General features: G+C 64.8%; 29 protein-coding genes and 1 pseudogene. 16 read left to right on the top strand and 14 right to left on the bottom strand.

Annotated elements, in window-relative coordinates:
* Positions 1 to 74 precede the first annotated feature (74 nt).
* The 4 genes and pseudogenes from ACSX1C_RS01680 (at position 75) to ACSX1C_RS01665 (ending at position 2,489) form a co-directional block, all read left to right on the top strand.
* On the top strand, positions 75 to 545 hold the full coding sequence (locus ACSX1C_RS01680) for a Dps family protein (protein ID WP_208708920.1): 471 nt from the start codon (positions 75 to 77) through the stop codon (positions 543 to 545).
* 103 nt (positions 546 to 648) lie between these two features.
* Complete coding sequence (locus ACSX1C_RS01675) at positions 649 to 1,716, top strand: GGDEF domain-containing protein (RefSeq protein ID WP_439887960.1); 1,068 nt, start codon at positions 649 to 651, stop codon at positions 1,714 to 1,716.
* Positions 1,717 to 1,823: 107 nt separating this feature from the next.
* Positions 1,824 to 2,204: pseudogene (locus ACSX1C_RS01670) on the top strand (cold shock domain-containing protein membrane protein); the annotation flags it as partial.
* An 18-nt stretch (positions 2,205 to 2,222) separates the two neighbouring features.
* Positions 2,223 to 2,489 (top strand): cold-shock protein, encoded by a 267-nt coding sequence (locus ACSX1C_RS01665; RefSeq protein ID WP_318646342.1) that lies wholly within the window; start codon positions 2,223 to 2,225, stop codon positions 2,487 to 2,489.
* 57 nt (positions 2,490 to 2,546) lie between these two features.
* On the opposite strand, the gene ACSX1C_RS01660 is transcribed toward ACSX1C_RS01665, so the two are convergent.
* Both ACSX1C_RS01660 and ACSX1C_RS01655 read right to left on the bottom strand, forming a co-directional pair.
* Positions 2,547 to 2,753, bottom strand: coding sequence for a SlyX family protein (locus ACSX1C_RS01660; RefSeq protein ID WP_318642662.1), 207 nt, complete (start codon positions 2,751 to 2,753; stop codon positions 2,547 to 2,549).
* A 3-nt stretch (positions 2,754 to 2,756) separates the two neighbouring features.
* Positions 2,757 to 3,179, bottom strand: coding sequence for an HIT domain-containing protein (locus ACSX1C_RS01655; protein WP_439887959.1), 423 nt, complete (start codon positions 3,177 to 3,179; stop codon positions 2,757 to 2,759).
* Between the two features lie 695 nt (positions 3,180 to 3,874).
* Between ACSX1C_RS01655 and ACSX1C_RS01650 the strand changes: the two genes are divergently transcribed.
* Positions 3,875 to 5,146 carry an OprD family porin gene (locus tag ACSX1C_RS01650; RefSeq protein ID WP_439887958.1) on the top strand — a complete coding sequence of 424 codons (1,272 nt, stop codon included), beginning with the start codon at positions 3,875 to 3,877 and terminating at the stop codon, positions 5,144 to 5,146.
* Between the two features lie 94 nt (positions 5,147 to 5,240).
* On the opposite strand, the gene ACSX1C_RS01645 is transcribed toward ACSX1C_RS01650, so the two are convergent.
* Positions 5,241 to 5,651 (bottom strand): PaaI family thioesterase, encoded by a 411-nt coding sequence (locus ACSX1C_RS01645; protein WP_439889465.1) that lies wholly within the window; start codon positions 5,649 to 5,651, stop codon positions 5,241 to 5,243.
* Positions 5,652 to 5,764: 113 nt separating this feature from the next.
* On the opposite strand from ACSX1C_RS01645, the gene ACSX1C_RS01640 reads away from it, so the two are divergent.
* From ACSX1C_RS01640 to ACSX1C_RS01630, 3 genes are read left to right on the top strand one after another with little or no spacing between them, the layout of a single operon-like run.
* Entirely contained in the window at positions 5,765 to 7,480 is a 1,716-nt protein-coding gene (locus tag ACSX1C_RS01640; protein ID WP_439887957.1) for a proline--tRNA ligase, read from the top strand.
* Between the two features lie 25 nt (positions 7,481 to 7,505).
* Positions 7,506 to 8,459, top strand: a complete 954-nt coding sequence (locus ACSX1C_RS01635) for a hypothetical protein (RefSeq protein ID WP_439887956.1) — start codon at positions 7,506 to 7,508, stop codon at positions 8,457 to 8,459.
* A gap of 7 nt (positions 8,460 to 8,466) precedes the next feature.
* Entirely contained in the window at positions 8,467 to 9,039 is a 573-nt protein-coding gene (locus ACSX1C_RS01630) for a lytic transglycosylase domain-containing protein (RefSeq protein ID WP_439887955.1), read from the top strand.
* A 12-nt stretch (positions 9,040 to 9,051) separates the two neighbouring features.
* Here ACSX1C_RS01630 and ACSX1C_RS01625 read toward each other — a convergent pair whose 3' ends face one another.
* The gene (locus ACSX1C_RS01625) at positions 9,052 to 9,327 is read right to left on the bottom strand and encodes an acylphosphatase (RefSeq protein ID WP_318642676.1); all 276 of its coding nucleotides are present in this window, start codon (positions 9,325 to 9,327) and stop codon (positions 9,052 to 9,054) included.
* A gap of 3 nt (positions 9,328 to 9,330) precedes the next feature.
* Positions 9,331 to 9,810, bottom strand: coding sequence for a TlpA family protein disulfide reductase (locus ACSX1C_RS01620; RefSeq protein ID WP_439887954.1), 480 nt, complete (start codon positions 9,808 to 9,810; stop codon positions 9,331 to 9,333).
* Between the two features lie 30 nt (positions 9,811 to 9,840).
* On the opposite strand from ACSX1C_RS01620, the gene ACSX1C_RS01615 reads away from it, so the two are divergent.
* Together ACSX1C_RS01615 and ACSX1C_RS01610 are read left to right on the top strand one after the other, a co-directional pair.
* Positions 9,841 to 11,250: a PilZ domain-containing protein gene (locus ACSX1C_RS01615; protein ID WP_439887953.1), complete on the top strand. Its 1,410-nt coding sequence runs from the start codon at positions 9,841 to 9,843 to the stop codon at positions 11,248 to 11,250.
* Between the two features lie 130 nt (positions 11,251 to 11,380).
* The gene (locus ACSX1C_RS01610) at positions 11,381 to 11,785 is read left to right on the top strand and encodes a hypothetical protein (protein WP_318642680.1); all 405 of its coding nucleotides are present in this window, start codon (positions 11,381 to 11,383) and stop codon (positions 11,783 to 11,785) included.
* Here the strand turns inward: ACSX1C_RS01610 and ACSX1C_RS01605 are convergent.
* Positions 11,782 to 11,979: a hypothetical protein gene (locus ACSX1C_RS01605; RefSeq protein WP_439887952.1), complete on the bottom strand. Its 198-nt coding sequence runs from the start codon at positions 11,977 to 11,979 to the stop codon at positions 11,782 to 11,784. The genes ACSX1C_RS01610 and ACSX1C_RS01605 overlap by 4 nt on opposite strands.
* A gap of 169 nt (positions 11,980 to 12,148) precedes the next feature.
* Positions 12,149 to 13,369 carry a virulence factor BrkB family protein gene (locus ACSX1C_RS01600; RefSeq protein ID WP_439887951.1) on the bottom strand — a complete coding sequence of 407 codons (1,221 nt, stop codon included), beginning with the start codon at positions 13,367 to 13,369 and terminating at the stop codon, positions 12,149 to 12,151.
* 110 nt (positions 13,370 to 13,479) lie between these two features.
* Here ACSX1C_RS01600 and arsC point away from each other — a divergent pair, with 110 nt between their 5' ends.
* Genes arsC through ACSX1C_RS01585 form a run of 3 tightly spaced genes read left to right on the top strand, consistent with a single transcriptional unit; the run spans position 13,480 to position 14,838 of the window.
* The gene (arsC, locus tag ACSX1C_RS01595) at positions 13,480 to 13,833 is read left to right on the top strand and encodes an arsenate reductase (glutaredoxin) (protein WP_439887950.1); all 354 of its coding nucleotides are present in this window, start codon (positions 13,480 to 13,482) and stop codon (positions 13,831 to 13,833) included.
* Complete coding sequence (wrbA, locus tag ACSX1C_RS01590; protein WP_439887949.1) at positions 13,830 to 14,435, top strand: NAD(P)H:quinone oxidoreductase; 606 nt, start codon at positions 13,830 to 13,832, stop codon at positions 14,433 to 14,435. The genes arsC and wrbA overlap by 4 nt, the downstream gene beginning before the upstream one ends.
* The gene (locus ACSX1C_RS01585) at positions 14,428 to 14,838 is read left to right on the top strand and encodes a DUF2069 domain-containing protein (RefSeq protein WP_318642691.1); all 411 of its coding nucleotides are present in this window, start codon (positions 14,428 to 14,430) and stop codon (positions 14,836 to 14,838) included. The genes wrbA and ACSX1C_RS01585 overlap by 8 nt, the downstream gene beginning before the upstream one ends.
* A 70-nt stretch (positions 14,839 to 14,908) precedes the next feature.
* On the opposite strand, the gene hda is transcribed toward ACSX1C_RS01585, so the two are convergent.
* From hda to ACSX1C_RS01570, 3 genes are all read right to left on the bottom strand, one after another.
* Positions 14,909 to 15,613, bottom strand: coding sequence for a DnaA regulatory inactivator Hda (hda, locus tag ACSX1C_RS01580; RefSeq protein ID WP_318642693.1), 705 nt, complete (start codon positions 15,611 to 15,613; stop codon positions 14,909 to 14,911).
* Positions 15,610 to 16,701, bottom strand: coding sequence for an AI-2E family transporter (locus ACSX1C_RS01575; RefSeq protein WP_439887948.1), 1,092 nt, complete (start codon positions 16,699 to 16,701; stop codon positions 15,610 to 15,612). The genes hda and ACSX1C_RS01575 overlap by 4 nt, the downstream gene beginning before the upstream one ends.
* Positions 16,702 to 16,847: 146 nt before the next feature.
* Positions 16,848 to 17,870, bottom strand: a complete 1,023-nt coding sequence (locus tag ACSX1C_RS01570; RefSeq protein ID WP_439887947.1) for a DUF2066 domain-containing protein — start codon at positions 17,868 to 17,870, stop codon at positions 16,848 to 16,850.
* Positions 17,871 to 18,081: 211 nt separating this feature from the next.
* Between ACSX1C_RS01570 and purM the strand changes: the two genes are divergently transcribed.
* Genes purM through ACSX1C_RS01555 form a run of 3 tightly spaced genes read left to right on the top strand, consistent with a single transcriptional unit; the run spans position 18,082 to position 20,512 of the window.
* Complete coding sequence (gene purM / locus ACSX1C_RS01565; protein WP_439887946.1) at positions 18,082 to 19,140, top strand: phosphoribosylformylglycinamidine cyclo-ligase; 1,059 nt, start codon at positions 18,082 to 18,084, stop codon at positions 19,138 to 19,140.
* Positions 19,140 to 19,787, top strand: a complete 648-nt coding sequence (purN, locus tag ACSX1C_RS01560; protein WP_439887945.1) for a phosphoribosylglycinamide formyltransferase — start codon at positions 19,140 to 19,142, stop codon at positions 19,785 to 19,787. The genes purM and purN overlap by 1 nt, the downstream gene beginning before the upstream one ends.
* Before the next feature lie 8 nt (positions 19,788 to 19,795).
* Positions 19,796 to 20,512, top strand: a complete 717-nt coding sequence (locus ACSX1C_RS01555; RefSeq protein ID WP_439887944.1) for a DUF3108 domain-containing protein — start codon at positions 19,796 to 19,798, stop codon at positions 20,510 to 20,512.
* A 49-nt stretch (positions 20,513 to 20,561) separates the two neighbouring features.
* Here ACSX1C_RS01555 and ACSX1C_RS01550 read toward each other — a convergent pair whose 3' ends face one another.
* From ACSX1C_RS01550 to relA, 4 genes are all read right to left on the bottom strand, one after another.
* Entirely contained in the window at positions 20,562 to 20,837 is a 276-nt protein-coding gene (locus tag ACSX1C_RS01550) for a Rho-binding antiterminator (RefSeq protein WP_439887943.1), read from the bottom strand.
* Between the two features lie 96 nt (positions 20,838 to 20,933).
* Positions 20,934 to 21,473, bottom strand: a complete 540-nt coding sequence (locus ACSX1C_RS01545) for a DUF2058 domain-containing protein (protein WP_318642707.1) — start codon at positions 21,471 to 21,473, stop codon at positions 20,934 to 20,936.
* Between the two features lie 55 nt (positions 21,474 to 21,528).
* Complete coding sequence (gene mazG, locus ACSX1C_RS01540) at positions 21,529 to 22,365, bottom strand: nucleoside triphosphate pyrophosphohydrolase (RefSeq protein WP_439887942.1); 837 nt, start codon at positions 22,363 to 22,365, stop codon at positions 21,529 to 21,531.
* A gap of 29 nt (positions 22,366 to 22,394) precedes the next feature.
* A complete protein-coding gene (gene relA / locus ACSX1C_RS01535) occupies positions 22,395 to 24,638 on the bottom strand; it encodes a GTP diphosphokinase (protein WP_439887941.1) in 2,244 nt (747 codons plus the stop codon).
* Positions 24,639 to 24,645: the final 7 nt, after the last annotated feature.

The raw sequence follows: 24,645 nt of genomic DNA, 5'->3' as shown, positions 1-24,645 counted from the left end.
TCCGACCGGGCCAGCACCCATGCTAGGCTTCGCCAATCACATGAGGCCCCGAGTACAGCCAGAGGAGAAAAGACATGGAAATCAATATCGGAATCGCCGAGCAGGATCGCGCCGCCATTGCCGAAGGCCTGTCCCGCCTGCTTGCCGACACCTACACCCTGTATCTGAAGACCCACAACTTTCACTGGAACGTCACCGGCCCGATGTTCAACACCCTGCACCTCATGTTCGAGGGTCAGTACACCGAACTGGCACTGGCTGTCGACCAGATCGCCGAGCGCATCCGCGCCCTCGGCTTCCCCGCTCCCGGCACCTACGCCGCCTATGCCCGCCTGTCCTCGATCAAGGAAGAAGAAGGCGTGCCGAGCGCACCGGACATGATCAAGCAACTGGTGCAAGGCCAGGAAGCCGTCGTGCGCACCGCCCGCGGCATCTTTCCGCTACTCGACAAAGTCAGCGACGAGCCCACCGCCGACCTGCTGACGCAACGCATGCAGGTGCATGAGAAAACCGCCTGGATGCTGCGCAGCCTGCTCGACGCCTAACCCCTCCGCAACAGCGGCCCGTCTCGCACGGGCCCTTTTGCTAGGCGCAGGACAGGCGCTTGTTCTATGCTTGGGCGATTCGCATTTGGCCACAGTGACGTGCATGAACCAGCCAAGCAAAGCTCCCAGCATTATCGAGATGTTTCCGGAAGACACGCGCGAGTCCGCCGCCCTTCTGAAACAGGCCGTGCCGCTGATGATGCGTCACGCCATCCCCCCCAACCCCATGCATTACGCGCTCTGGTACACCTACAGCAAGGGCCAGGAGCCCGAACTCAATCGCCGCCTGGAGAAAATCACCCAGGACTTCGACAGCTTCCCGGCGGAAACTGCCGCCAAGCTCTTTCGCGACTACATCATCCGCGGCGAACTCGAGGAGGCCCGTGCCGGGCAGCAACAGGTCATCGAGTTGGTCGACGATATCGAAGGTGATGTTTCGCTCAGCGTGCAAGGCAGCCGCAACTACCAGAACAGCCTGGAGCAAGGCCTGGCAGCCCTCCAGGAGCCCCTCATCGACGACTTGCCCAGCGTTCTGAACGACCTGCAGCACAGTACCCAGCAGATGCAGGACCAGCAGGAGAAGTTCCTCTACCGCCTGCGCGCCGCGCAGAGCGAGATCCAACACCTGCGCAGCCAGCTCGAGCGCGCCCACCTGGCCGCAACCCTGGACAGCCTGACCCACGTATTCAACCGCCATGCCTTTACCCGTCTACTGGAACAGGCCCTGAACAAAGGCCACGAAGGCATAGCCCTGGTCATGCTCGACATCGATCACTTCAAGCAATTCAACGACCAATATGGCCACCCGCTGGGCGACCGGGTGCTGCAGCACGTCGGCCAGCTTCTGCGCGACCTGCTACCACCGCGGGCCATGGCCGCACGTTATGGCGGCGAAGAATTCTGCGTCATCCTGCGGGAATGCAATGACCTCGCCAGCGTCCACGCCTTCGCCGAACAACTGCGCATGAAGATCCAGTCACTGCGCATCAAGGTCAGACGCACCGACCAGGTACTCGACAGCATCACCGCCTCCTTCGGCTTCGCCCTCGCCGAAGCCGGAGACAGCGTAGAGAGCCTGCTTACCCGCGCCGATGATGCGCTCTACCAAGCCAAACGCAACGGCCGCAACCAGGCCCGCCCCTGCCCTACGCAGGCCGAGCTCAGCGCCTGATTTGAGTACCCCAGTCCTTTGCGGTTAAATACGCCGCGTGCGCCGAACCGAAGCCTCGGCTCGGCGCATAGGCTGGCCCCGCACGCTTCTTCAACGCCCTCCCTTCCATGGCCAAGCATGCAAAGCCAGCTCTTCCTCGCGCATCTTTTACAGTGAGTTCATCGAGCATGTTGAAAATCGTTCACCTTCTGACAGGCGCAGCCGCAATGCTGCTGTCCTTGACTGCCAGCCTGAGCAGCGCCGCGCTGCCATTTCTGCAACACCCCGACGCCCTCTGCCTCGCCCTGTTTGGCCTGCTGAACCTACTCTTGGCACCACAACTGCCCATCTGGCACGCCGGCCTGCGCCACCACCTGCAGAATCTGGTTTCCGCCTTGCTGATCCTGGCAACCTTGCTACAAGCCCTGATACTGCTTGCCCCTCTACCGATGATCGTCAATCAGCCGGCCACCCTCTTCAGCCTACTCGGCGCAGCCGCCGCCGTGCTCCTGCATCTGGGCACCAATCTGCGCCTTCAGAGCCGCGACGATAGCGCCCCGGCACCGAACAACGCGGACCGAGAGACCGGCACGGTCAAGTGGTTCAATACCTCCAAAGGCTTCGGCTTCATTTCCCGCGATTCGGGGGACGACATCTTCGTGCACTTTCGCGCCATCCGCGGCGAAGGCCACCGCGTGCTGGTCGAAGGCCAGCGTGTCGAGTTCTCCGTCATGCAGCGCGACAAAGGCCTGCAGGCAGAAGATGTGATAGCGGCGCCGTCACACCGCCGCTAACACGCACCAACGAAAAAGCCCGCAGTTAGCGGGCTTTTTCGTTGGGCTACATGAGGATTAATAGTGGGGTGGCGGCGCTTCGTCCTCCGCAACATCGAGCTGCCCGCTGAGCTCCTCCTGACGCTTGGCCAGGGCCTCCAACTGCAACTGCACACGCTCGAGCAAGCGTTGCTGCGTCACGATCTCGTCATTGAGCGCCTGAATAGTGTCATCCTGAAACGCCAACCGACTTTCCAGTTCCGTAATACGCTCCTCTAGGCTCATCGCTCACTCCTCGAAGTGGAAGTTATCGGTCAATACCAAGCGTAACTTAGCCTTTATCAGCGCCACCTGATCCCCGCCATACGGCAACGCCGGATGCCGGCCCCATACCGGGGCCGGCCAGGCCGCATCACTACGGCGACGCACGATAACGTGCATATGCAGCTGGCTGACCAGATTCCCCAGGGTCGCAACATTCATCTTGTCGGCGGCGAAGGTGTCCTTGAGCGTCTCGGCCAACAGCGTGGTTTCATGCCAGAGCATCCGCTGATCCTCGGCATCCAGCTGAAACAACTCACTGACCTCCTCCCGACGCGGCACCAAGATAAACCAGGGATAATGCGCATCGTTCATCAGCAACAGGCGGCACAGAGGGAAGTCCCCCAATGGCAACGCATCTTGCTGCAGACGTGGATCCAAGACAAACATACCGCCCCTCCCGCTCGACCATTCAACAACAACAGCTTAGCGCCACTGCCGACCACCGGACGCAACCAGCGAACGCCGCGCAGGATACGACGGATACAAGCCAACTTCACCCAATCAGTCATTCCATGAGCGTCACCCGCCGCACATGACGGGCACACTTTCTGTTTCTTCCCGTAATGAATGCACCACCTGCGTTACCGCCTAACGCCAGCAACCGCCAGATCCAGCACCACAACCTCGCCCTTCTGCATCCCTGCCCGACATATAGAAAAACCTCGTCAAACCGCCCAGATCGGCCCAGCCAAACACGATAAAGGCCTCATAGCCCGACACGGCGACAGCCCCCAGGGCGGAAACGCAACACACAAGACCGCAACACACACTTTGAGCATGACTTTTGCTATACGCTACGCCATTGCTCGGAATGCCCGCAGGCAGGCCAGCAAGATCCGGTTTTCGCAACCGAATACACCAGAATCCGTCGACGCTAAGGGCCGCAAGCGAAAATCTACAGAATTGCGACATGCATCATAGGCATTTGCGACACCCCCGTGATGAAAGCGCAACGAATAGATTGCAACTATCGCCAACTTTAACCGCGTGCTATAAGTTAGCGCCGACACAAAAAGAAAGAGCCGCCCATACAACAACTTACATGGGCAGCGCAACTCTTCTAAACCAAAGGAGCAGTCACGATGCAAGTGATGAAGTGGAGCGTAATCGCCCTGGCAGTCGCCGCGGGCACCACCCAAATGGCTTTCGCCTCGAGCCAGTCCGAATCCAATGGCTTCGTTGAAGATGCCAAGTTCAACATCTTCAACCGCATGCTGTACATGAACCGCGACTTCCGTAGCGGCCCTCCTCAGCGCAGCGCTCAAAGCTACCGCGAAGAAACTGGCCTGGGCATCCGCCTGCTGGGCGAATCCGGCTTCACCCAAGGCACCGTTGGTGTTGGCGTCGACGCCCACAGCCTGAGCAGCTTCAAGCTTGACGGCGGCCGCGGCCACAGAGGCAACGGCTTGTTCGACGTTACTGACAACGGCCACAGCGACGACACCCAAACTGAAGTCGGCGGCGCCATCAAGTTCCGCATCTCCGACACCGTGCTGAAGCATGGCAACATGTTTACCGGCAGCCCGGTATTCTCCACCGATGACAGCCGTATCCTGCCTGAGGTTGCCACCGGCACCCTGTTGACCAGCAACGAGATCGAAGGCCTGGAGCTGACCGCCGGTCGCTTCACCGCCATGAGCAGCCAAACCAGCACCGACCGCGACACCTTCGGCCTGGAAGAAATCAACATCGTCGGCGCCAGCTACAGCTTCACCGACAATTTCAGCGGTGCGATTCACCACTCCGACGCCGATGACAACTTCAAGAAGACCTACGTCAACCTGAACTACAACCTGCCCCTGGCAGACGAGCAGGCCCTGAACCTCGACTTCAACGGCTACAGGACTCGCGGCGAAGGCAAAGAGCTTCTCGGCGAGATGGACAACAACATCTGGAGCCTGGCAGCCGCCTACTCCATGGGTGCGCACAAGTTCACCCTGGCCCACCAGCGCTCCACTGGCGATACCGGCTACCGCTACGGCGACATCGATGGCGGCGGCACCATCTGGCTGTCGAACTCGGTACAATTCTCCGACTTCAACGCCGAAGACGAGAACTCTTGGCAAGTTCGTTACGACCTGAACATGGCTTCCTATGGCGTGCCAGGCCTGAGCTTCATGACTCGTTACCTCGTGGGTGACGACATCACAGCTCGTGACAGCAACGGCTTGGTAACTGACGGCAACGCTGAAGAGCGCGAGCTGGATATCGAAGCCAAGTACGTGATCCAGGAAGGCGCCGCGAAGGACCTGTCCTTCCGCATCCGCCAAGCCTTCTATCGTGCAGATAACTCGTACGGTGGCGACGTCAATGACTTCCGCCTGATCGTCGAGTACCCGCTGTCCGTGCTGTAAACCTGCACTAGCTCGATAGCAATTAAAAAAGCCCGGCTTAGGCCGGGCTTTTTTATGCTTGCTCCATAGACAACGCGAATCCGGGCACCGGCATCTAGGCAAGCGGCAAGGCATAGGTCCCGGTGACGTGGGCCACCAGTTCGCCCTCGCTACCCGCCGAGTAGAGCGACACCTCGCACACCGCCTGGCGCCGACTCAAGCGCAGGATGCGCGCTTCCGCCAGCAGGTCCACCGGCCTGGGCTTGACCAGGAAGTTGATGTTCAGGTTCGACGTAACCGCCATCTCAACCCGTCCCAAACGCCCCAGCACCACCGCGTACATAGCCGCATCGCCCAAGGCCATGATGGTCGGACCGGAAATCGTGCCACCCGGACGCACCAGCTTGCCGTGAAACGGCACCCGCGCCAGCGCCCCCTGCTCGTCCAGCCGATCGATACACAGCCCCATATCCTCGGCCATCGGCAACCCCGCCCGAATCAACGTCTGGACTTCTTGCGCCGTCATCACCATACCTGCCTCCTCGCTCGCTACCGCCGCGCCCGTCCTGTACGCCACTGGACAGGCACCGTACAATGCCGGCCAGTTAAACGCCCTTGCAACCGACAGAACGGCCAAACATGCGTACCAGTCAGTTCCTGCTCTCGACCCTCAAAGAAACCCCTTCCGATGCCGTGGTCATCAGCCATCAACTGATGCTCCGCGCCGGGATGATCCGCAAGCTCGCCTCGGGCCTCTACACCTGGCTGCCGATGGGCCTGCGCGTGCTGCGCAAAGTGGAAAAGGTGGTGCGCGAAGAGATGAATGCCGCCGGCGCCCTCGAAGTGCTGATGCCGGCCATCCAACCGGCGGAGCTATGGCAGGAGTCCGGGCGCTGGGAACAGTACGGCCCCGAGCTGCTGCGCCTGCAGGATCGACACGGCCGCGACTTCTGCGTCGGCCCGACCCACGAGGAAGTGATCACCGACCTGGCCCGCAACGAGCTCAACAGCTACAAGCAGCTGCCGATCAACCTGTATCAGATCCAGACCAAGTTCCGCGACGAGATCCGTCCGCGCTTCGGCCTGATGCGCGGGCGCGAGTTCATCATGAAGGACGCCTACTCCTTCCACGCGGACCAGGCCTCGCTGCAGGAAACCTACGACCGCATGCACCAGGCCTACTGCAACGTCTTCAGCCGCCTGGGCCTGAACTTCCGCCCGGTGCAGGCCGACACCGGCTCGATCGGCGGCACCGGTTCCCATGAGTTCCACGTGCTGGCCGACTCCGGCGAGGACGACATCGCCTTCAGCGACAGCTCCGACTACGCCGCCAATATCGAGAAAGCCGAGGCCATTCCACGGGAAACCGAGCGCGGCGCGGCGACCGAAGAGCTGCGTCTGGTCGATACGCCGAACACCAAGACCATCAACGATCTGGTGGAAAAGTTCGGCGCGCCCATCGAGAAAACCATCAAGACCCTGGTGGTGCATGGCGCCGAGGCCGGCACCCTGGTTGCGCTGATCATCCGCGGCGATCACGAGCTGAACGAGATCAAGGCCGCCAACCTGGAGCAGGTCGCCAGCCCGCTGACCATGGCGACCGAAGCCGAGCTGCGCGCCGCCATCGGCGCCGGCGCCGGCTCCCTCGGCCCGCTGAACCTGCCGTTGCCCTGCATAGTCGATCGCTCGGTGGCCCTGATGAACGACTTCGTCATCGGCGCCAACATAGACGACAAGCACTACTTCGGCGTCAACTGGGAGCGCGACCTACCGCTGCCGGCGGTCGCCGACCTGCGCAACGTGGTGACCGGCGATCCCAGCCCCGACGGCCAGGGCAGCCTGGTGATCAAGCGCGGTATCGAAGTCGGGCACATCTTCCAGCTCGGCACCAAGTACAGCGAAGCCTTGAACTGCCAGGTGCTCGGCGAGAGCGGCAAGCCGGTAACCCTGGCCATGGGCTGCTACGGTATCGGCGTATCGCGCGTGGTGGCGGCCGCTATCGAGCAGAACAACGACGAGCGCGGCATTCTCTGGAACGACGCCCTGGCGCCCTTCCATATCGCTCTGGTGCCACTGCGCTACGAGACCGAGGCGGTGCGCGAGGCCACCGACAAGCTGTATGCCGAACTCAGCGCGGCCGGCTACGAGGTGTTGCTCGACGATCGCGACAAGAAGACCAGCCCGGGCATCAAGTTCGCCGATATGGAGCTGATCGGCATTCCACACCGCATCGTGGTCAGCGATCGCGGCTTGGCCGATGGCAATCTGGAGTACAAGAGCCGCCAGGAAAGCGAGGCGCAAGTGGTTCCCGCCGCTGATATCCTGTCGTTTATCCAGGCACGCGTCCGCCGCTGACTTTCTGCCCTTATCAAGAGCCATCATGTTCAAGCGAAGCACCTCTCGCCTCGTCGGCGCCGCAGTCTGCGGCGCCGTCTTTATCAGCGGCTGCGCCAACCAGCTGCCACAGCGCAGCGAGCATGAAGAGCGCGTCGAGCGCAAACTCCTGGCGCACAGCCTGCAAATAGACGTCGGCGAACCGCGCACGCTGGAGCTGCCGCAGCGACGCGTGCGAATCAACGAGCAGAAGACCTTCGAGGTCACCACTGTCGAAGTCACCCGCCGCTACGACCGTTATACCCCCTACCAGCCCTGGCGCGAGCTGTACGAAGTGCCCCTGGGCGCAGTGGCGGTAGTCGCCGGCATCGGCGCCAACGTGCTCAATGTGCCCCTGCTCGGCAGCCTGCCGGACAGCGCCACCAAGGACTGGATCAGCTATGGCTTCGCCGGCCTCAATCCGCTGATGAACGCCGAATCCAATGGGCGCTCGCAGCAGAATCTCGCCAGCCTCGAAGAAAAGCGCCAGGACGCACGCATGGAATACACCAGCCTGCCCTGGGCCGAGCGCCCGGTATTGGTCAAGGCAGGCGAGCACAGCCAAGAGCTGCTGACCGACCGCAACGGCGTCCTGCGTCTCAACCTGCTCGACAGCCCCTTCGCCGAGCAGGATGCCAGCCGCATCGGCACCTTGTTGCTGCAGGTGGAAGACCCGCAAGACGCCGCCCAGGCACAGGCGACCCTGCTGGTCAGCCACACCCTGCGCGGCAAACTGCAGGAAGCCCACGGCCTGATCTACGACGACCTGGAAGACGACGACGTGTCGCAATGGGTGCACCGGGTCAAGCGGCTGTCCGAGCTGGGCCTGGAAGAGGAAGCCAGCGAACTGGAGCAAAGCCTGATCGAACTGAGTCGCAACGACCCGGAGCTGCAGGAGAGCTTTCTGCAAGCCCTGACACGGGATGCCGGTCGTCTGGTCGCCGACCCTGGCGCCGACTGAAGCGGGCATGGCCTTGCGCCTATGCCTGGCACTGCTGACGGCATGGCTGTGCACACCCGGCCATGCCAGCCTGCGCCAGGCTCCGGAGCCCGAGCTGCGCGCCCTGCTGCAGCGCACCGTCGCCGAAGCCGACAGCTTTCAGGATCGCTTCGAGGCCGAAGTCTGGCTGCTGGACATGTCCACCCGCCTGAAACACTACGTGCCCGAGGCGGAAGAGCGCCTTTCCCTGCTCCGCCTGGTCCACCGCGAGGCCAGCAGGGCCGACCTACGCCCCGACCTGGTGCTGGCGCTGATCCACGCGGAGAGTCACTTCGATCGTTTCGCCATTTCCGCTGCCGGCGCCCAGGGCATGATGCAGGTCATGCCGTTCTGGAAGGCCGAACTCGGCAGGCCGCAGGACAACCTCACCGACAACGCCACCAACCTGAGGTACGGCTGCACCATTCTCAGCTTCTATCTGCGCAAGGAAAATGGCGATCTCAACCGCGCCCTGGCCCGCTACAACGGCAGTCTCGGCCAGCAACGCTACCCGGCCAAGGTGATAGGCTTCTGGCATGACTTCTGGTACGTCAAGCCCTGACCTGCCATCGCCTCACCGTCGCAGAACGAACCCGGCGATGCCTTGCAGCGGCTGCTCCTGCAGCTCTACGGCAGTCACCTGGGCAGCGCTCGGACCGTGCTCCAACCAGGCGGCCAAGGTGCGCACCGCAGCCTCGTCACCCTCGGCCAACACCTCGACTCGACCATCATCGAGATTGCGCACCCAGCCAGCCAAGCCCAGGCGCTCGGCCTGCTCGAGCGTGCTCTGGCGGAAATATACGCCCTGCACCCGACCGCGGACGTATCCGTGCAAACATATCTGCGACATGCCCTAGCCTCCTCCGCGCAGCCTGCTCAGGCTCGCCGTCAAGTCTGCGGCCGTCTGCTCACCCAGCAAGCGCTCACGCACCTGGCCACTATCATCGACGATATAGGTGACTGGCAGCGCCTCACTGCGGGGCAACTGGAAACGCGCTGCGGGGTCTCGCTCCAGCACCGTAAACTCGATGCCCAGGGCCGCTGCGGCCGAGCTTAGCTCCGCCCCCTGCAGGCCATCGAAGTTCACCCCCACCACCCTCACCGGCTGATCTTTCAACTGCCGGGCCAGGGCGTTCAGCTCGGGAATCTCACTGCGGCACGGCGCACACCATTCGGCCCAGTAATTAATCACCAACCACTGGCCTTCCAGCTGCTCAGCCGCTACCTTTCGTCCATGCTGATCGACGCCAACGTCTTCAGAGCAGCTTGCCAGGATCAGGCAGGCGCAGAGTCCCACAACAGCACGCATGACAGTCTGGAGTCGCATTCCCATGCATTCGATCCTCGTCCGCCCAGGGTTGGTATGACGCTTGATGCCTTGCGTCTGGAGGTGCCGGACATCCTCGAAGACGCCACCGCCTCGTTGAGCGGTCTCAACGAGCAACTGGCCCAGGCCCGCCTGCAGCCGCAAGAGACGGCGCTGCAGCTGATACTCAGTCTGTTGTTTCGACTCAACCGCAGTGCCATGACCTTACTCGAAAGGCAACGCGCGCTGCAAAGCTTCAGCGACCAGTTCCACCACTATGCCGCAGGCTATAGCGCCGACACGCCACCGCCGACACTCTTCGTGCACCTGTGCGGCGAATTAGCAATCGGCTTCAAGCGCCTGCTACTGCAGATAGTGCAAAGCCGGCACCCCTCCCGGCCGCACCTGGCCTGGTGCCTGTACATGGCCCAACACTTTCTCGCCCAGAGCCTGCTGCGCCATTACCAGCGCTACCATGAGCCGCCCCCCCACCTGTGGCGCGACAGCCACCTGCTGTATTGGATCGGCGAACATCAGGAGTGCCTGGACGAACCCGTGGCGGCGAACTTCGCACCGCAACCGGCCAACACCCTGCGCGGCCTCTACCAACAGATGCTGCTAGTGGCATTGAGCAACCCCTTTCATCTCGCCGAAGGCGAGTGCCTCAAACTCTTCGGTGCCCTCGCCCAACTGGCTGCATTGCCGCGCCTATTGCCCTGGGACGAAGAAGATGACACCGGAGGCCTGACAGTCGACCTCACCGAATCACAGGCTTGCCTGGGCTACAGCCACAGCCCCGATGGCGACATCGCCTATCTTCGCCGCTTCGAGCTCGGTGCGCTGCTGGTCGCCCTGCATGAGCCCGCCCCCCTGCAAAGCGCCGAAGAAAGACGGCTGCTAGACCAGGTCCAGCACCATTGGCTGGGACGCCAGCAACGTCGCCATCCGCGGGCCGAGCACGTTGTCCAATGCGACCTGGTCGTCGGCCTGCCGGCCATCCACGCACACCTGCTGAAACACCTGCCCCCGTGCGCCCCGGCCCAGATGCTCGATGCCAGCCCCGGGGGCGCGCGCCTGCTGTGCCATCCAGACCTGGCCGCACAACTGGCTGTCGGCCAGCTCGTGCTGCTGCTCGCCAGCAGCAACACGACGACCTTGGGACTGGTACGCTGGCGCCACATCAATGAGGAAGGCCTGCACCTGGGCCTGCGCTACCTGAAGGGTCTGCCGCGCCCGGTCTGGCTGCGCCGCGCACCCAACGCACAAACCCATCCGGGCGTACTGCAGAGCACGCCGGCGCCAGGCAACGGCTGGCACCATGGCCTGTGGCTGCCCAGCGGCCAGTTCGGCGAAGGAGAGAACCTCTGGCTGCAGCTGCCCAGCGTGAACAACCAGACGACCCTACCGCTGCCGGCCGCCAACCTCAGCACCCAGGCAGTCGCACGCCACCCACTGCAGATGCCCTGACACTTTATAAACTGCGAGAGCGATCACGCCCCACGACGGCCAAGCGCACAGATTCCCCCCGCGCGCCCCGCTTATAATTTCCAGGCCTAATGCTTGAATCGATCCGCCATCAGCCTGGAAGACAGCGACCATGACCCAAGCCCACGACAAGTTGATCGGACAGGTACCGGAGCGCATCGTCGAAGTTGCCCGCCTGCAAGTCACGCCCTACGAAGGACGTGTCGCCGAATACAACGTCGCCACCTGGCTGCAATTGCCGGGGCTAGCCAACCTACCCGTTTCCCTGCTGATCAATTACCGCGATGGCGGCAAACGGCGCGAAGTCGCGGTGGACCATGGCAAGGTCAATGCTCACAGCAAGATCCTGCTCTCCGGCATTGCCCGGTTGCCGGTCAAGCAGAAGATAGAGGACATGCAGGTGCGCCTGCGCTCGGCGGTGCCGACGCAAAGCCTGGTGGTCGAAGAGCTGTTCGTTCAGGCCGTCGAGCCCGCACGCAAGGACAACGATCAGGTGCTGGCGAGCAGCCAGGGCTAAGCGGACTCCAAACCACACCCGATGAGGGGCTCGGCCGGCTGCTGCGGTTCGGCCGAGGCATCGTTCGGCGCGGGCTGAGCCAACGACTCCGGCCAGCGCACGAAACACAGCCCGGTAATACGATTCAGCCGCTCCAGCGCTTCCTGCGGGTCACGCTGATAGAGATGAATTACCCTGCCCTTGGTCGTCGTCATAGCCCACCCGTCCTCTCTGACAATCCCTGGCCGCCCTGCAGCCCGATTGCGATGTTGTAGGGGCTTAATGCCAGAAGCATGCCAGCCCCGCAGCCGCTTGATTCGGACACCACCGCCACCGCCAGGCGTGAACCCACGCCATCGCAGCGCCGCAAACTGACGTTTTTTGTCACCTCTGCACAGGATGCAGCCAGTCCGCCAGGCTCTCGCCGAACAGTGTCGCCTGCTCCTCGTGCAAACGCTCCAAGGCGCTGCGCAGGCCCGGATACCAGGGTTCGTCCAAGAGTTCCGGCAGTTGACCGAGCCGCGGCAGCGGCCAGGGGCTGTGGCTCAGCAATTGTTGCAAGCTGTAGTGCGCCAGGTCACGGCTCAATACCCAGGCCCCCGCCCCAGTCGAGGCGACCAAATGCTGGCTTTCGAGAAACTCTAGCACCTCCTCCCACTCATGCTCCGGCAGGGGCCAACCCTGCCGCCGCATATCGCGATGACGCACCTTCAGCCCGGATTGCTGGCGCTCGTGGAACACCCGCAAGATCGCTAGCACTACCAGCAGACGCGGCATAACCCGACGGCGCCACTGATGGGTGGTACCCAGATTGCACACCAGCTCGGCACCGAATAGCACGATCAGCCAGGACAGGTAGATCCACAGGAGAAACAACGGCACCGTGGCAAAGGCGCCGTAGATCAACTGGTAACCCGGAAACAACTGCACATATAGGCCGAACAGCGCCTTGGCCAACTCGAACAGCACAGCAGTGAACAACCCCCCCATAAAGGCGTGTGACAGTGGCACCCGTGCATTCGGCACAGACGCATAGAGCAAGGTGAACGCCGCCACACTGAAGGCCAGCGGCATCAACGCCAGTAGCGTCTCGGCACCGAGCAGCGCGTCAGGGCCGGAGATCAGCGACAACGAAGCGATATAGGTACTGATCGCGAAGCCGGCGCCCAGGAGAATGGGGCCCAGACTGAGGATCGCCCAGTACAGGAGAAAACTCGATACCCCGCGCCTGGCCTGGCGCACCCGCCAGATGGTGTTGAAGGCTTTCTCAATGGTCACCAGCATCCAGAACGCGGTGACCGCCAGCACCGCCACGCCGACCCAGGTCAGCTGCCGGGCCTGCGCGGTGAAATCGCGCAGATAGCCCTGCACCGTCTCGCCGGCCGAGGGCACGAAGTTATGGAAGATGAAACTCTGGATCTGCTCGCCCGTGCCCTGGAAGGCCGGCACGGCCGAGAGCATGGAGAAGGTCACGGTCATCATCGGCACCACGGCGAACAGCGTGGTGTAGGTCAGGGCCGCGGCAGTGTTGGCGCCGCGATCGGCGAAAAAACGCTGCAGCAGAAAGCGCCAGAACTCCAGCCAATCGGTAAAACGCTGCCCCATGCCCTCTCCTTAGCGATTGGCCGACCCGCCCAGCCCTGCGTCGTACTGTTCAGACTCGAGCCGCTACGCGGTTAGAATAGCCGCCACTCGACCCGAGATGCGAACCCCATATGACCGACCTGACCCTGTACCACAACCCACGCTGCTCGAAATCCCGCGGCGCCCTGCAACTCCTGGAAGAACGCGGCCTGAGCCCGACCATCGTGCGCTACCTGGAGACCCCGCCCAGCGCCGCGCAACTGCAGGAGCTGCTGGACAAGCTCGGCATCGGCGCCCGCCAGCTGCTGCGCAGCGGCGAGGAGGAGTACCGCACCCTCAACCTGGCCGACGCCGGCCTGAGTGAAGCCCAACTGATCGAGGCCATGGCCAGCCATCCCAAGCTGATCGAACGACCGATACTGATCGCCGGAGACAAGGCTGTGATCGGCCGCCCGCCGGAGAAGGTTCTGGAGCTGCTGCCTTGAGTTCGGCCTACATTCTGGTGCTCTACTACAGCCGCCACGGCGCCACGGCCGAGATGGCCCGGCAGATTGCCCGCGGCGTCGAGATGAGCGGCCTGGAGGCGCGCCTGCGCACCGTTGCGCCGGTATCCACCGAGTGCGAAGCAGTCGCACCGGAGATTCCCGAGGAAGGCGCGCTCTACGTCAGCCTCGACGACCTGAAGCACTGCGCCGGCCTGGCCCTCGGCAGCCCGACGCGCTTCGGCAACATGGCCGCGCCGCTGAAGTATTTCCTCGACGGCACCAGCAGCCTGTGGCTCAGCGGCGGCCTGGTCGGCAAACCAGCCGGCGTGTTCACCTCCACCGCCAGCCTGCATGGCGGCCAGGAAACCACCCTGCTGTCGATGCTTCTGCCCCTGATGCACCACGGCATGCTGGTCACCGGCCTGCCCTACAGCGAATCCGCCCTGCTGGAAACCCGCGGCGGCGGCACCCCCTACGGCCCCAGCCACCACGCCGGCGCCGACGGCAAGCGTCCCCTGGACGAACACGAAATCGCCCTGTGCCGAAGCCTCGGCCAGCGTCTGGGGCAGACCGCGAAGAAACTGGAGAGCGCCCGTGGCTAGATCTGCCAAACCCCTGCCGGCCCTGGATTGGCTCAAACCGCGCCTGGCCGTCAGCCGCATCGTCAGCCTGCTCAGCTTCCTCGCCCTGACGGTGCTGTTGCTGGTGTGGAACCTGGCGTTCGCCGAATTGCCGGACAAGCTGCTCTGGGTGATCCTGGCCTTCCAGCTGACGCCGCTGCTGCTGCTGGCGCCCGGCCTGATCCTGGGCAACGCCCGCGCCCATGCCTGGACCTGCTTCGTGGTCAACCTGTATTTCATCCAGGGCGTACTGGCCGCCTTCGACCCGTCCAAGGCGCTATTCGGCTGGCTGGAGACCCTGCTGAGCCTCAGCCTGTTCTGCGCGGCCCTGATGTATACCCGCTGGCGCTTCCAGTACCAGCGTAGGCTGGCTGGGGAGAGCTGACCGACTCATTCGCCCGTCACGTTTCAATCGGGCTTGGATGCCGCCAGCACGGCGGCGCCCGAACGAGTCGTCACCAGCCCAGGGTTTCCTTCAGGAAGGGGATGGTCAGCTTGCGCTGAGCCTGCAACGAGGCCTGATCGAGACGCTCGAGCAACTCGAACAACGCACTCATGCTGCGCTCGCCGCGGGTGAGGATGAAACGGCCGACCTCATCGCTCATATTCAGGCCGCGGCGCGAGGCGCGCAGCTGCAGGGCACGAAGCTTGTCCTCATCGGACAGTTCGTGCAGCTGGAAGACCAGCGCCAGGGTCAGCCGCGACTGCAGGTCGGGCAGCGCCACCGGCAACTCGCGCGGCGACCTGGCGGCGGCCAGCAGCAGGCGTCGGCCGCTGTCGCGCAGGCGATTGAACAGATGGAACAACGCCTCCTCCCAGTCGCTACGGCCGGCCACGGCATCCAGCTGATCGAGGCACACCAGTTCGCACTGTTCGAGGTTGTCCAGCAGGTCCGGGCCGTACGCCGCAACCTCCGCCAGCGGCAGGTACACCGCCGGTTCGCCACGCTGCTCGAAGCGCAGGCAAGCCGCCTGCAGCAGGTGGCTGCAGCCGACGCCTTCGCCCCCCCAGAGGTAGATCAGGCTTTCCGTCCAGCCGGCCTCGGCCTCGCACAGGCGCTCGACATAGCCCAGCGCGGCGGCATTGGCCCCGGGATAGTAGTTGGCGAAAGTGGCGTCGTCGCGAAGGCGAACACCTAATGGCAATTGAATGGGCGTCATGCGGGACTCGGCGGTTCGTCGGAGCCGCTGGGGGACTCTCCGTAAAGTGCGGAAAGTTTATAGAAATCATGGGCATGGCGCAGCAAAACCATAATCACCGCGGCCACCGGCAGGGCTAGCAGCACGCCGCTGAAGCCGAACAGCTGGCCTCCGGCCATGATGGCGAAGATCACCGCCACCGGATGCAGGCCGATGCGGTCGCCCACCAGCAAGGGGGTCAGGAGCATGCCCTCGAGCAACTGGCCGACAACGAATACCGCGGCGATGGCCAGCAGCGGGTAGAGTTCCCCGCCGAACTGGAACACCCCGGCGGTCAACGCCGCTGCCACCCCGACCACCACGCCCAGGTAAGGCACGATGCTGGCCAGACCGGCCAGCAGGCCGATCAGCAGGCCCAGCTCCAGGCCGACCAGCATCAAGCCGGCGGCATACACCAGGCCCAACGCCAGCATCACCAGCAACTGCCCGCGCAGGAAGGCGCCGAGCACTTCATGGCATTCGCCGAACAGGGTCACCACCAGACCTTCCCGACTGCGCGGCAACAGCCCGCGCAGCTTGGCGAGCATCAGGTCCCAGTCGCGCAGCAGATAGAAGGTCACCACCGGGATCAGCAGCAGATTGGCCAGCCAGGCCACCAGGGCTAGGCCCGAGGCGGTGGCACGCGACAGCACCTGGCCGAGGATGTCGGTGGTCTTGCCCAGGTGCCCGGACAACGCGGCCTTGAGTTGATCGAAACGCCAGAAGCCGTCGCCCAGGCCCAGCTGCGCCTGCACCCAGGGCAAGGCTTGGTGTTGTGCCCAGTCGAGCATCTGTGGGGTCAGTTCATAGAGCCGCAGCAGCTGCTTGCCGAGCATCGGCACCAGCACCAGCAGCATGAGCGCGAAGATCAGGCCGAACAGCACGAATACCAGGATCACGCCCCAGGTGCGCGACAGTTTCCAGCGCTCCAGGCGGTCGACCAGGGGGTCGCCCAGATAGGCCAGCAGCACGCCGATCAGGAAGGGGGCGAGAATAGGGTGCAACAGATAGAGCAGCCAGCCGAGCAGCAGCAACCCAGCTATCCATAGCCAGCGACGTGAATCGATCATCCTCGGCCCTCAGTTGGCGAAAGGTAATGCCCGGAGCATGACAAGAACCGCAGAGCGCCCCATGGCCTCACTCTGCCGCCGCCCGCTCGACAGTCGCCGCCAAAGTGCGGCGAGTGACCGGGCCTAAGCCTAACGGGGGCGGCAGTCTACCAGCGAAAGCGCAGAATTTCGGTGCGCGGAATCACCTGTGGCGCCGGAGACGGACCGGCATCGATAGGCGCGGCCTCGGCCGCTACTTCCTGCAGGCGCAACAGCCCCAATTGCGCCCGCAGCTGCTCGGCACTGGCATTGACCCGGTAGAGGACGCGGTCGCCCTGCACCTGGGTCAGCTGCGCGCCGAGCGGCTCGAGGGTGCGCTGCAGCTCGGCATAACGGGCCAGGTCGACGCCTTGGACCTCCAGGGTCAGACTGGAGGCAGAGCCTGGAGCCACCACGAAGCGCGGCGCCAGGCGCTCGCTGACCGCCAGGAACACGGCATCGGCCAGTTCATTCTGGTTAGCGCCCTGGACCTTGCCCTGCTCGCGACCATCCCCCAGCCACAGGCGCCACTGCCCCTGCCACTGACCATCGGCTTCGCGGGCCTGCACCGCCAGCAGGGCATCGGCGGCATAGCGTTCGGAGGCCGAGCGCAGGGCCTCGGGATCATTGGCGCCGAGGCTGTCGGGCGTCGCCAGCAGCTGCTCGCTGAGGTCGGCCAGCGGCAGGCGCAGCGGCAGGCCGCGGTGTTGCGCGGCGCGGCGCAGGGTGGCGGCGCTGTCCTGGCCATCGCCGACCAGGCTGACACCCCCGACGCCCTCATTCAGCCACCAGGCGATAATCGCCGGGCGGTTGGCGCCCCACAGCGCCAACCCGGCCTGGCGCAGGTGGCGATCGGTGCTGAGCGGGTCGAAGTCCACCAGCAGGTTGTCGCCCTCGTAGCCGTACTGCGCGACGATCTGTTGCGGGTCCTTGCGCAGCTCGGCCAGCGCCGGGCTCTGCGCCGCGTCGCGACTGCCGGTCAGGCGTAGCACCAGGGTATCCAGGGCGCGCCCCAGTGCCGCATCGCGCGCCTCCGGTTGCTGGCTGTCGACCGGCTCGCGCACCTGATAGAGGTCGCTCACGGTCTCGGCAAGGCTGGGTAGACTCAACAGCGGCAGACACAGGACGAGCAGGCGGGCGATCAGGCGCATGGGACAGGCTCTCGACGGGCGGAAGTCGGCGCGCAACGGCCTGGCAGGCGGCGCGCGTAGCCCTATACCTTAAACAGCCGCCGGCGCCCCGGCAACCGCGGCGCCGGCCGGCTGGCCGCTGCCCGGCAAGCCTGATAAAATCGCGCGCCTTCGCAGGCCGGCCGCTGCAGCGCCGGTGCCCATCCGCATTCCCCTTCAAAGGCCTGGATCTATGAGCAAGCAACCCTCCATCAGCTACAAGGACGCAGGCGTAGACATCGACGCGGGCGAAGCCCTGGTCGAACGCATCAAGGGCGTGGCCAAGCGCACCGCCCGTCCGGAAGTCATGGGTGGCCTGGGCGGCTTCGGCGCCCTCTGCGAGATCCCGGCCGGCTACAAGCAGCCGGTGCTGGTGTCCGGCACCGACGGCGTCGGCACCAAGCTGCGCCTGGCGCTGAACCTGAACAAGCACGACAGCATCGGCCAGGATCTGGTGGCCATGTGCGTCAACGACCTGGTGGTGTGCGGCGCCGAACCGCTGTTCTTCCTCGACTACTACGCCACCGGCAAGCTCAACGTCGACGTGGCCGCCACCGTGGTCACCGGCATCGGCGCCGGCTGCGAGCTGGCCGGCTGCTCCCTGGTCGGCGGCGAGACCGCCGAGATGCCGGGCATGTACGAGGGCGAAGACTACGACCTGGCCGGCTTCTGCGTCGGCGTGGTGGAGAAGGCCGAGATCATCGACGGCTCCAAGGTAACCACCGGTGACGCCCTGATCGCCCTGCCCTCCTCCGGCCCGCACTCCAACGGCTACTCGCTGATCCGCAAGATCATCGAGGTCTCCGGCGCCGACATCGAGAGCATCCAGCTGGGCGGCCAGCCGCTGACCGAGCTGCTGATGGCGCCGACGCGCATCTACGTCAAGCCGCTGCTGAAACTCATCAAGGACACCGGCGCGGTTAAGGCCATGGCCCACATCACCGGCGGCGGCCTGCTGGACAACATCCCGCGCGTGCTGCCGCAAGGCGCCCAGGCGGTGATCGACGTGGCCAGCTGGGAGCGCCCGGCGGTGTTCGACTGGCTGCAGGAGAAAGGCAACGTCGACGAGCACGAGATGCACCGCGTGCTCAACTGCGGCGTCGGCATGGTCATCTGCGTGGCCCAGGAGCAGGTCGAAGCGACCCTGACCAACCTGCGCGCCAGCGGCGAGGCGCCCTGGGTCATCGGCCGGATCGCCGCCGCCGGCGAAGGCGCCGCCCAGGTCCAGCTGAACAACCTGAAAGCCCACTGATGGCCGACTGCAATGTCGTGGTGCTGATCTCCGGCTCCGGCAGCAACCTGCAGGCGCTGATCGACAGCACCCGGGCCGGCGACCAGCCGGCCCGCATCTGTGCGGTGATCGCCAACCGCGCCGATGCCTACGGCCTGGAGCGGGCCAAGGCCGCCGGCATCGCCACCCGGCTCCTCGACCACAAGGCCTTCGACGGCCGCGAGGCCTTCGATGCGGCGCTGATCGAGGCCATCGACGGCTTCGACCCGCAGCTGGTGGTGCTGGCCGGCTTCATGCGCATCCTCACGCCCGGCTTCGTCCGCCACTACGCCGGACGCCTGCTGAATATCCACCCCTCGCTGCTGCCCAAGTACAAGGGCCTGCACACCCACCAGCGGGCGCTGGAGGCCGGCGATAGCGAACACGGCTGCAGCGTGCATTTCGTCACCGAGGAACTCGATGGCGGCCCCCTGGTCGTACAGGCAGCGGTTCCGGTACAGCCGGACGACTCGCCGGACAGCCTGGCGCAGCGGGTGCATGAACAGGAACACCTGATCTACCCACTGGCCGTGCGCTGGTTCGCCGAGGGCCGCTTGCGCCTCGGCGAGCAAGGGGCGATGCTCGATGACCAGAAGCTGCCCAGCAGCGGTCACCCATTCCGAACCTAGGAGACACCATGCGTCGCGCCTTACCGTTCGTCTTCGCGCTGTTTTGCCTGCCGGCTTTCGCCACCGAGCTCAAGCCGTTCTCCGCCAGCTACACCGCCGACTGGAAGCAGGTGCCGGTCAGCGGCTCGGCCGAACGCGGCCTGCAGGCCCTGGGCGACGGCCGCTGGCAGCTCAGCTTCGAGGCCTCCATGCTGGTCGCCAGCCTCAGCGAGCAGAGCACCTTCCGCCTGGAAAACGACGCCTTCCTGCCGCAGACCTATCGCTTCGAGCGCAGCGGCCTGGGCAAGGGCAAGGTGGTCGAGCAGGACTTCGATTGGAGCGCCAAGCAGGTGATCGGCAGCGACCGCGGCACGCCGGTACGCTTCCCGCTCAACCTCGGCCTGCAGGACAAGTCGACCTACCAGCTGGCCCTGCAGCACGACGTCGCCGCCGGTAAGCAGAGCATGAGCTACCAGGTGGTCGACGGGGACGAGATCGAGACCTACGACTTCCGCGTGCTGGGCGAAGAAACCGTACGCACCAAGGCCGGGCTGATCGATGCGGTCAAGGTCGAGCGCGTGCGCGACCCGACCCAGAGCAAGCGCAAGACCATCCTCTGGTTCGCCAAGGACTGGAGCTACCTGCTGGTGCGCCTGCATCAGGTGGAGAAGGACGGCAAGGAGTACCAGATCATGCTCGACGAGGGCACGGTCGACGGCAAGCCGGTGCAAGGCCGCCGCGACTGAGCAGGCCAGTGCACTCGATAGCCGGGCAACGCCCGGCTTTTTTATGCGTTCAGCAGCCGCCCACGTTCAGCCGCACGCGGGCAAAGCTGGCCCCCGGGGTCAGCGGGGTGATCGCCAACAGGCGGTCGAGACGCAGGCGCCGCTCGCCCGCGGCGCCCCGCACCAGCAGGAACTCCTCCTTGCTCGCCGTGGTTTGCGTGGTCAGCGCCTCGGCCTCCAGACACTCGCCGCCGACCAGCTCGATGCGCAGCAGGTAGCGATGCAGACAGGCGATCTCCAGATAGTCGTAGAGGTCGCAGTTCAGCGGTTGGTAGCGATCATCCATGGGCGACCCTCATTCGAGGAAGCATCAGGAACAGCTTAGACACAGAGTGCCGCGCAGAAAAAAGCCGGGACACGCCCGGCTTTTTTCACGCCACCGTCACCACATCAGGTCGTCCGGTACCTGGTAGGCGGCGTAGGGATCGTCGGCATCCGGCGCTTCGGCCTGGGTGTTGAGCAGGACGATGCGCTGGGCATCGCGGGCCTGGATCTTCAGCGCCGCCTCCCGCGGGATCACCTCGTAACCGCCGCCGTGACGGACGATGGCCAGGGAGCCGCAGCTGAGCTTGTCGCGCATCAGCTTGTTCACCGACAGGCGCTTGACCTTCTTGTCGTCGACGAAGTTGTAGTAGTCCTCGGTGGTCAGCTTGGGCAGGCGCGAGTGCTCGATCAACTGCTTGATCTGCGCGGCGCGGGCCTTCTGTTCGGCCTTCTCCTGCTGCTGGCGATTGAGCTCCTGGTCGCGGGCGGCCTTCTCGGCCATGGCCTGTCGGGCGGCGAGCTGCTGCGACTCGTCCTTCTCGACTTGGCCCTTGTGCTCCAGGCGCTTCTGCTTCTGCTTCTCTTTGCTGACCTGCTTGGCCTGCTTCTCGTTGACCAGCCCGGCTTTGAGCAACTGGTCGCGTAGTGAAAGAGCCATAACCTACCTTTAACCGACGAACATTTAATTGGGGACGGGCCGTTCTCGAACCTGCCTAGCAGGCCGACGGCCTGTCGCGCTTTTCCATTTTCTTGGCTTCACCCCAGAGCGCATCCAGGTCTTCCAGGGCGCAATCTTCGATGGCCCGCCCCGCTTCGCGCAAGGCCCGCTCGATAAAACGAAAACGCTGCTCGAACTTGCCATTGGCGGCACGCAACGCCGCCTCCGGATCGACCCTGAGATGGCGGGCCAGGTTGGTGACCACGAACAGCAGGTCGCCGAGTTCCTCGGCGATCGCCTCGGGGTCGTTCTCGCTCATGGCCTCGAGCACCTCGTCCAGCTCCTCGCGCACCTTGTCCACCACCGGCAGGGCCTCGGGCCAGTCGAAGCCGACCCGGGCGGCGCGCTTCTGCAGCTTGGCCGCCCGGCTCAAGGCCGGCAGGGCCTGGGGCACGTCGTCGAGCAGGGACAGCTGCTCCGGCGCGGCGGCCTTCTCGGCCCGCTCCTCGGCCTTGAGCTCCTCCCAGCGCTGCTTGACCGCCGCCTCTTCCAGTTTGGCCGCATCCGGCGCGCCGTACAGGTCGCCATCGGGGAACACATGGGGATGGCGGCGGATCAGTTTGCGGGTGATGCCGTCGACCACCTCGGCGAAGGCGAAGCGCCCCTCCTCGCGGGCCAGCTGGCTGTAGTAGACGACCTGGAACAGCAGGTCGCCCAGCTCGCCGGGCAGGTGCGCGAAGTCGCCGCGCTCGATGGCGTCGGCCACCTCGTAGGCCTCCTCTATCGTGTGCGGCACGATGCTGGCGTAGGACTGTTTCAGGTCCCAGGGACAGCCGTGTTGCGGGTCGCGCAGACGGGCCATCAGGTGCAGCAGGTCGTCGAGTTGGTACATGGCAATTTCCCGGTTCGGCGCGCGGCCACTCAGCTAGCCCGGTGGCGGCGCGCCTCGATGATATTGGGCAGCTGCGAGATGCGCCCGAGCAGGCGACCCAAGGCGTCCAGACCGGGAATCTCCACGGTGATGGACATCGAGGCGGTGTTGTCTTCCTTGTTCGACTGGGTATTGACCGCCAGCACGTTGAGCTTCTCGTTGAGCAGCAGCTGGGTCACGTCGCGCAGCAGGCCGGAACGGTCGTAGGCGCGGATGATGATGTCCACCGGGTAGGTCTGCACCGGCACCGGCCCCCAGCTGACCTGGATGATCCGCTCCGGCTCGCGGCCGGCCAGCTGCAACACCGAGGCGCAGTCCTGGCGGTGGATGCTGACCCCGCGACCGAGGGTGATATAGCCGACGATCGGGTCGCCCGGCAGCGGCTGACAGCAACCGGCCATCTGCGTCAGCAGGTTGCCCACGCCCTGGATCTGGATGTCGCCGCGCTTGCCCGGGCGGAAGCCCTGGGCCTTGCGCGGGATCAGCTCGAGCTGTTCGCTGCCGCGCTCCGGCTCGACCAGCTGCTGGGCCAGGTTGACCAGGTGGGCCAGGCGCACGTCGCCGGCGCCGAGGGCGGCGAACAGGTCCTCGGCGGTCTTCAGGTTGGCCTTCTCGGCCAGCACGTCGAAGTCCACGTGGGGCAGCGCCAGGCGCCCCAGCTCGCGCTCGAGCATGGCCTTGCCGGCGGCGACGTTCTGGTCGCGGTCCTGCAGCTTGAACCAGTGGACGATCTTCGCCCGCGCCCGCGAGGTGGTCACATAGCCCAGGTTGGAGTTCAGCCAGTCGCGGCTCGGCGTGCCGTGCTTGCTGGTGATGATCTCCACCTGCTCGCCGGTCTGCAGACTGTAGTTGAGCGGCACGATGCGCCCGTTGATCTTGGCGCCGCGGCAGTTGTGGCCGATCTCGGTGTGCACCCGGTAGGCGAAGTCCAGCGGCGTGGCGCCCTTGGGCAGGTCGATGGCATGGCCGTCCGGGGTGAACACATAGACCCGATCCGGCTCGATGTCGACGCGCAGCTGTTCGGCCAGGCCGCCGATATCGCCCAGCTCCTCGTGCCATTCGAGCACCTGACGCAGCCAGGAGATCTTCTCCTCGTAGTGGTTGGAGCCGGACTTGACGTCGGTGCCCTTGTAGCGCCAGTGCGCACACACGCCCAGCTCGGCCTCCTCGTGCATGGCGTGGGTGCGGATCTGCACCTCCAGCACCTTGCCCTCCGGGCCGAGCACCGCGGTGTGCAGCGAGCGGTAGCCGTTCTCCTTGGGGTTGGCGATGTAGTCGTCGAACTCCTTGGGGATGTGCCGCCACAGGGTGTGGACGATGCCGAGGGCCGTGTAGCAGTCGCGCATTTGCGGCACCAGCACGCGTACCGCACGCACGTCGTAGATCTGGCTGAACTGCAGGCCCTTGCGCTGCATCTTGCGCCAGATCGAGTAGATGTGCTTCGCCCGGCCGCTGATGTCGGCCTCGATCCCGGTGGCGTCCAGCTCCTGGCGCAGGTGGCTCATCACGTCGTTGATGTACTGCTCGCGGTCCAGGCGGCGCTCGTGCAGCAGGGTGGCGATCTGCTTGTACTGCTCGGGCTCCAGGTAACGGAAGGACAGGTCCTCCAGCTCCCACTTGATATGGCCAATGCCCAGGCGATGGGCCAGCGGCGCATAGATGTCGAATACCTCGCGCGCCACCCGCTGGCGCTTCTCGTCGTCGGCGTGCTTGACTGCGCGGATCGCGCAGGTGCGCTCGGCCAGCTTGATCAGCGCCACGCGCACGTCGTCGACCATGGCCACCAGCATCTTGCGCAGGTTCTCCACCTGGGCCTGGGAGCCGAGCACCAGGGAGTCGCGCGGATTCAGGCTGGCGCTGATCGCCGCCATGCGCAGCACGCCGTCGATCAGCTTGGCCACCACCGGGCCGAAGCGCTGATGCACCGCGGCCAGGGTCACCTTGCCCTCGCGCACGCCGCGGTAGACCACCGCGGCCACCAGGGAATCCTGGTCGAGCTTGAGGTCGGCGAGGATCTCGGCGATCTCCAGGCCGGCGCGAAAGCTCGACGCGCCCTCGGCCCACAGGTTCTGCGCGGCATTGGCCTGCTGCTCGGCCTCGCGGGCGAACTCGCAGGCCTCGCGCAGGGCCCCGCGCTCCAACGCCGGGTCGACACTGAGCACGTGATCGAGCCAGGCCTCGAGGTTGATGCTGCCGTCGTCGTTGATCGGCTGGTGCGCTCTTACCTGAACCATATTGCTT

It is taken from the genome of Pseudomonas sp. MBLB4123, from assembly GCF_051904775.1.
Lineage (GTDB): Bacteria > Pseudomonadota > Gammaproteobacteria > Pseudomonadales > Pseudomonadaceae > Aquipseudomonas > Aquipseudomonas benzenivorans_B.
The sequence above is the reverse complement of the archived record's forward strand: the minus strand, read 5'-3'. Positions and strand labels throughout refer to the sequence as shown.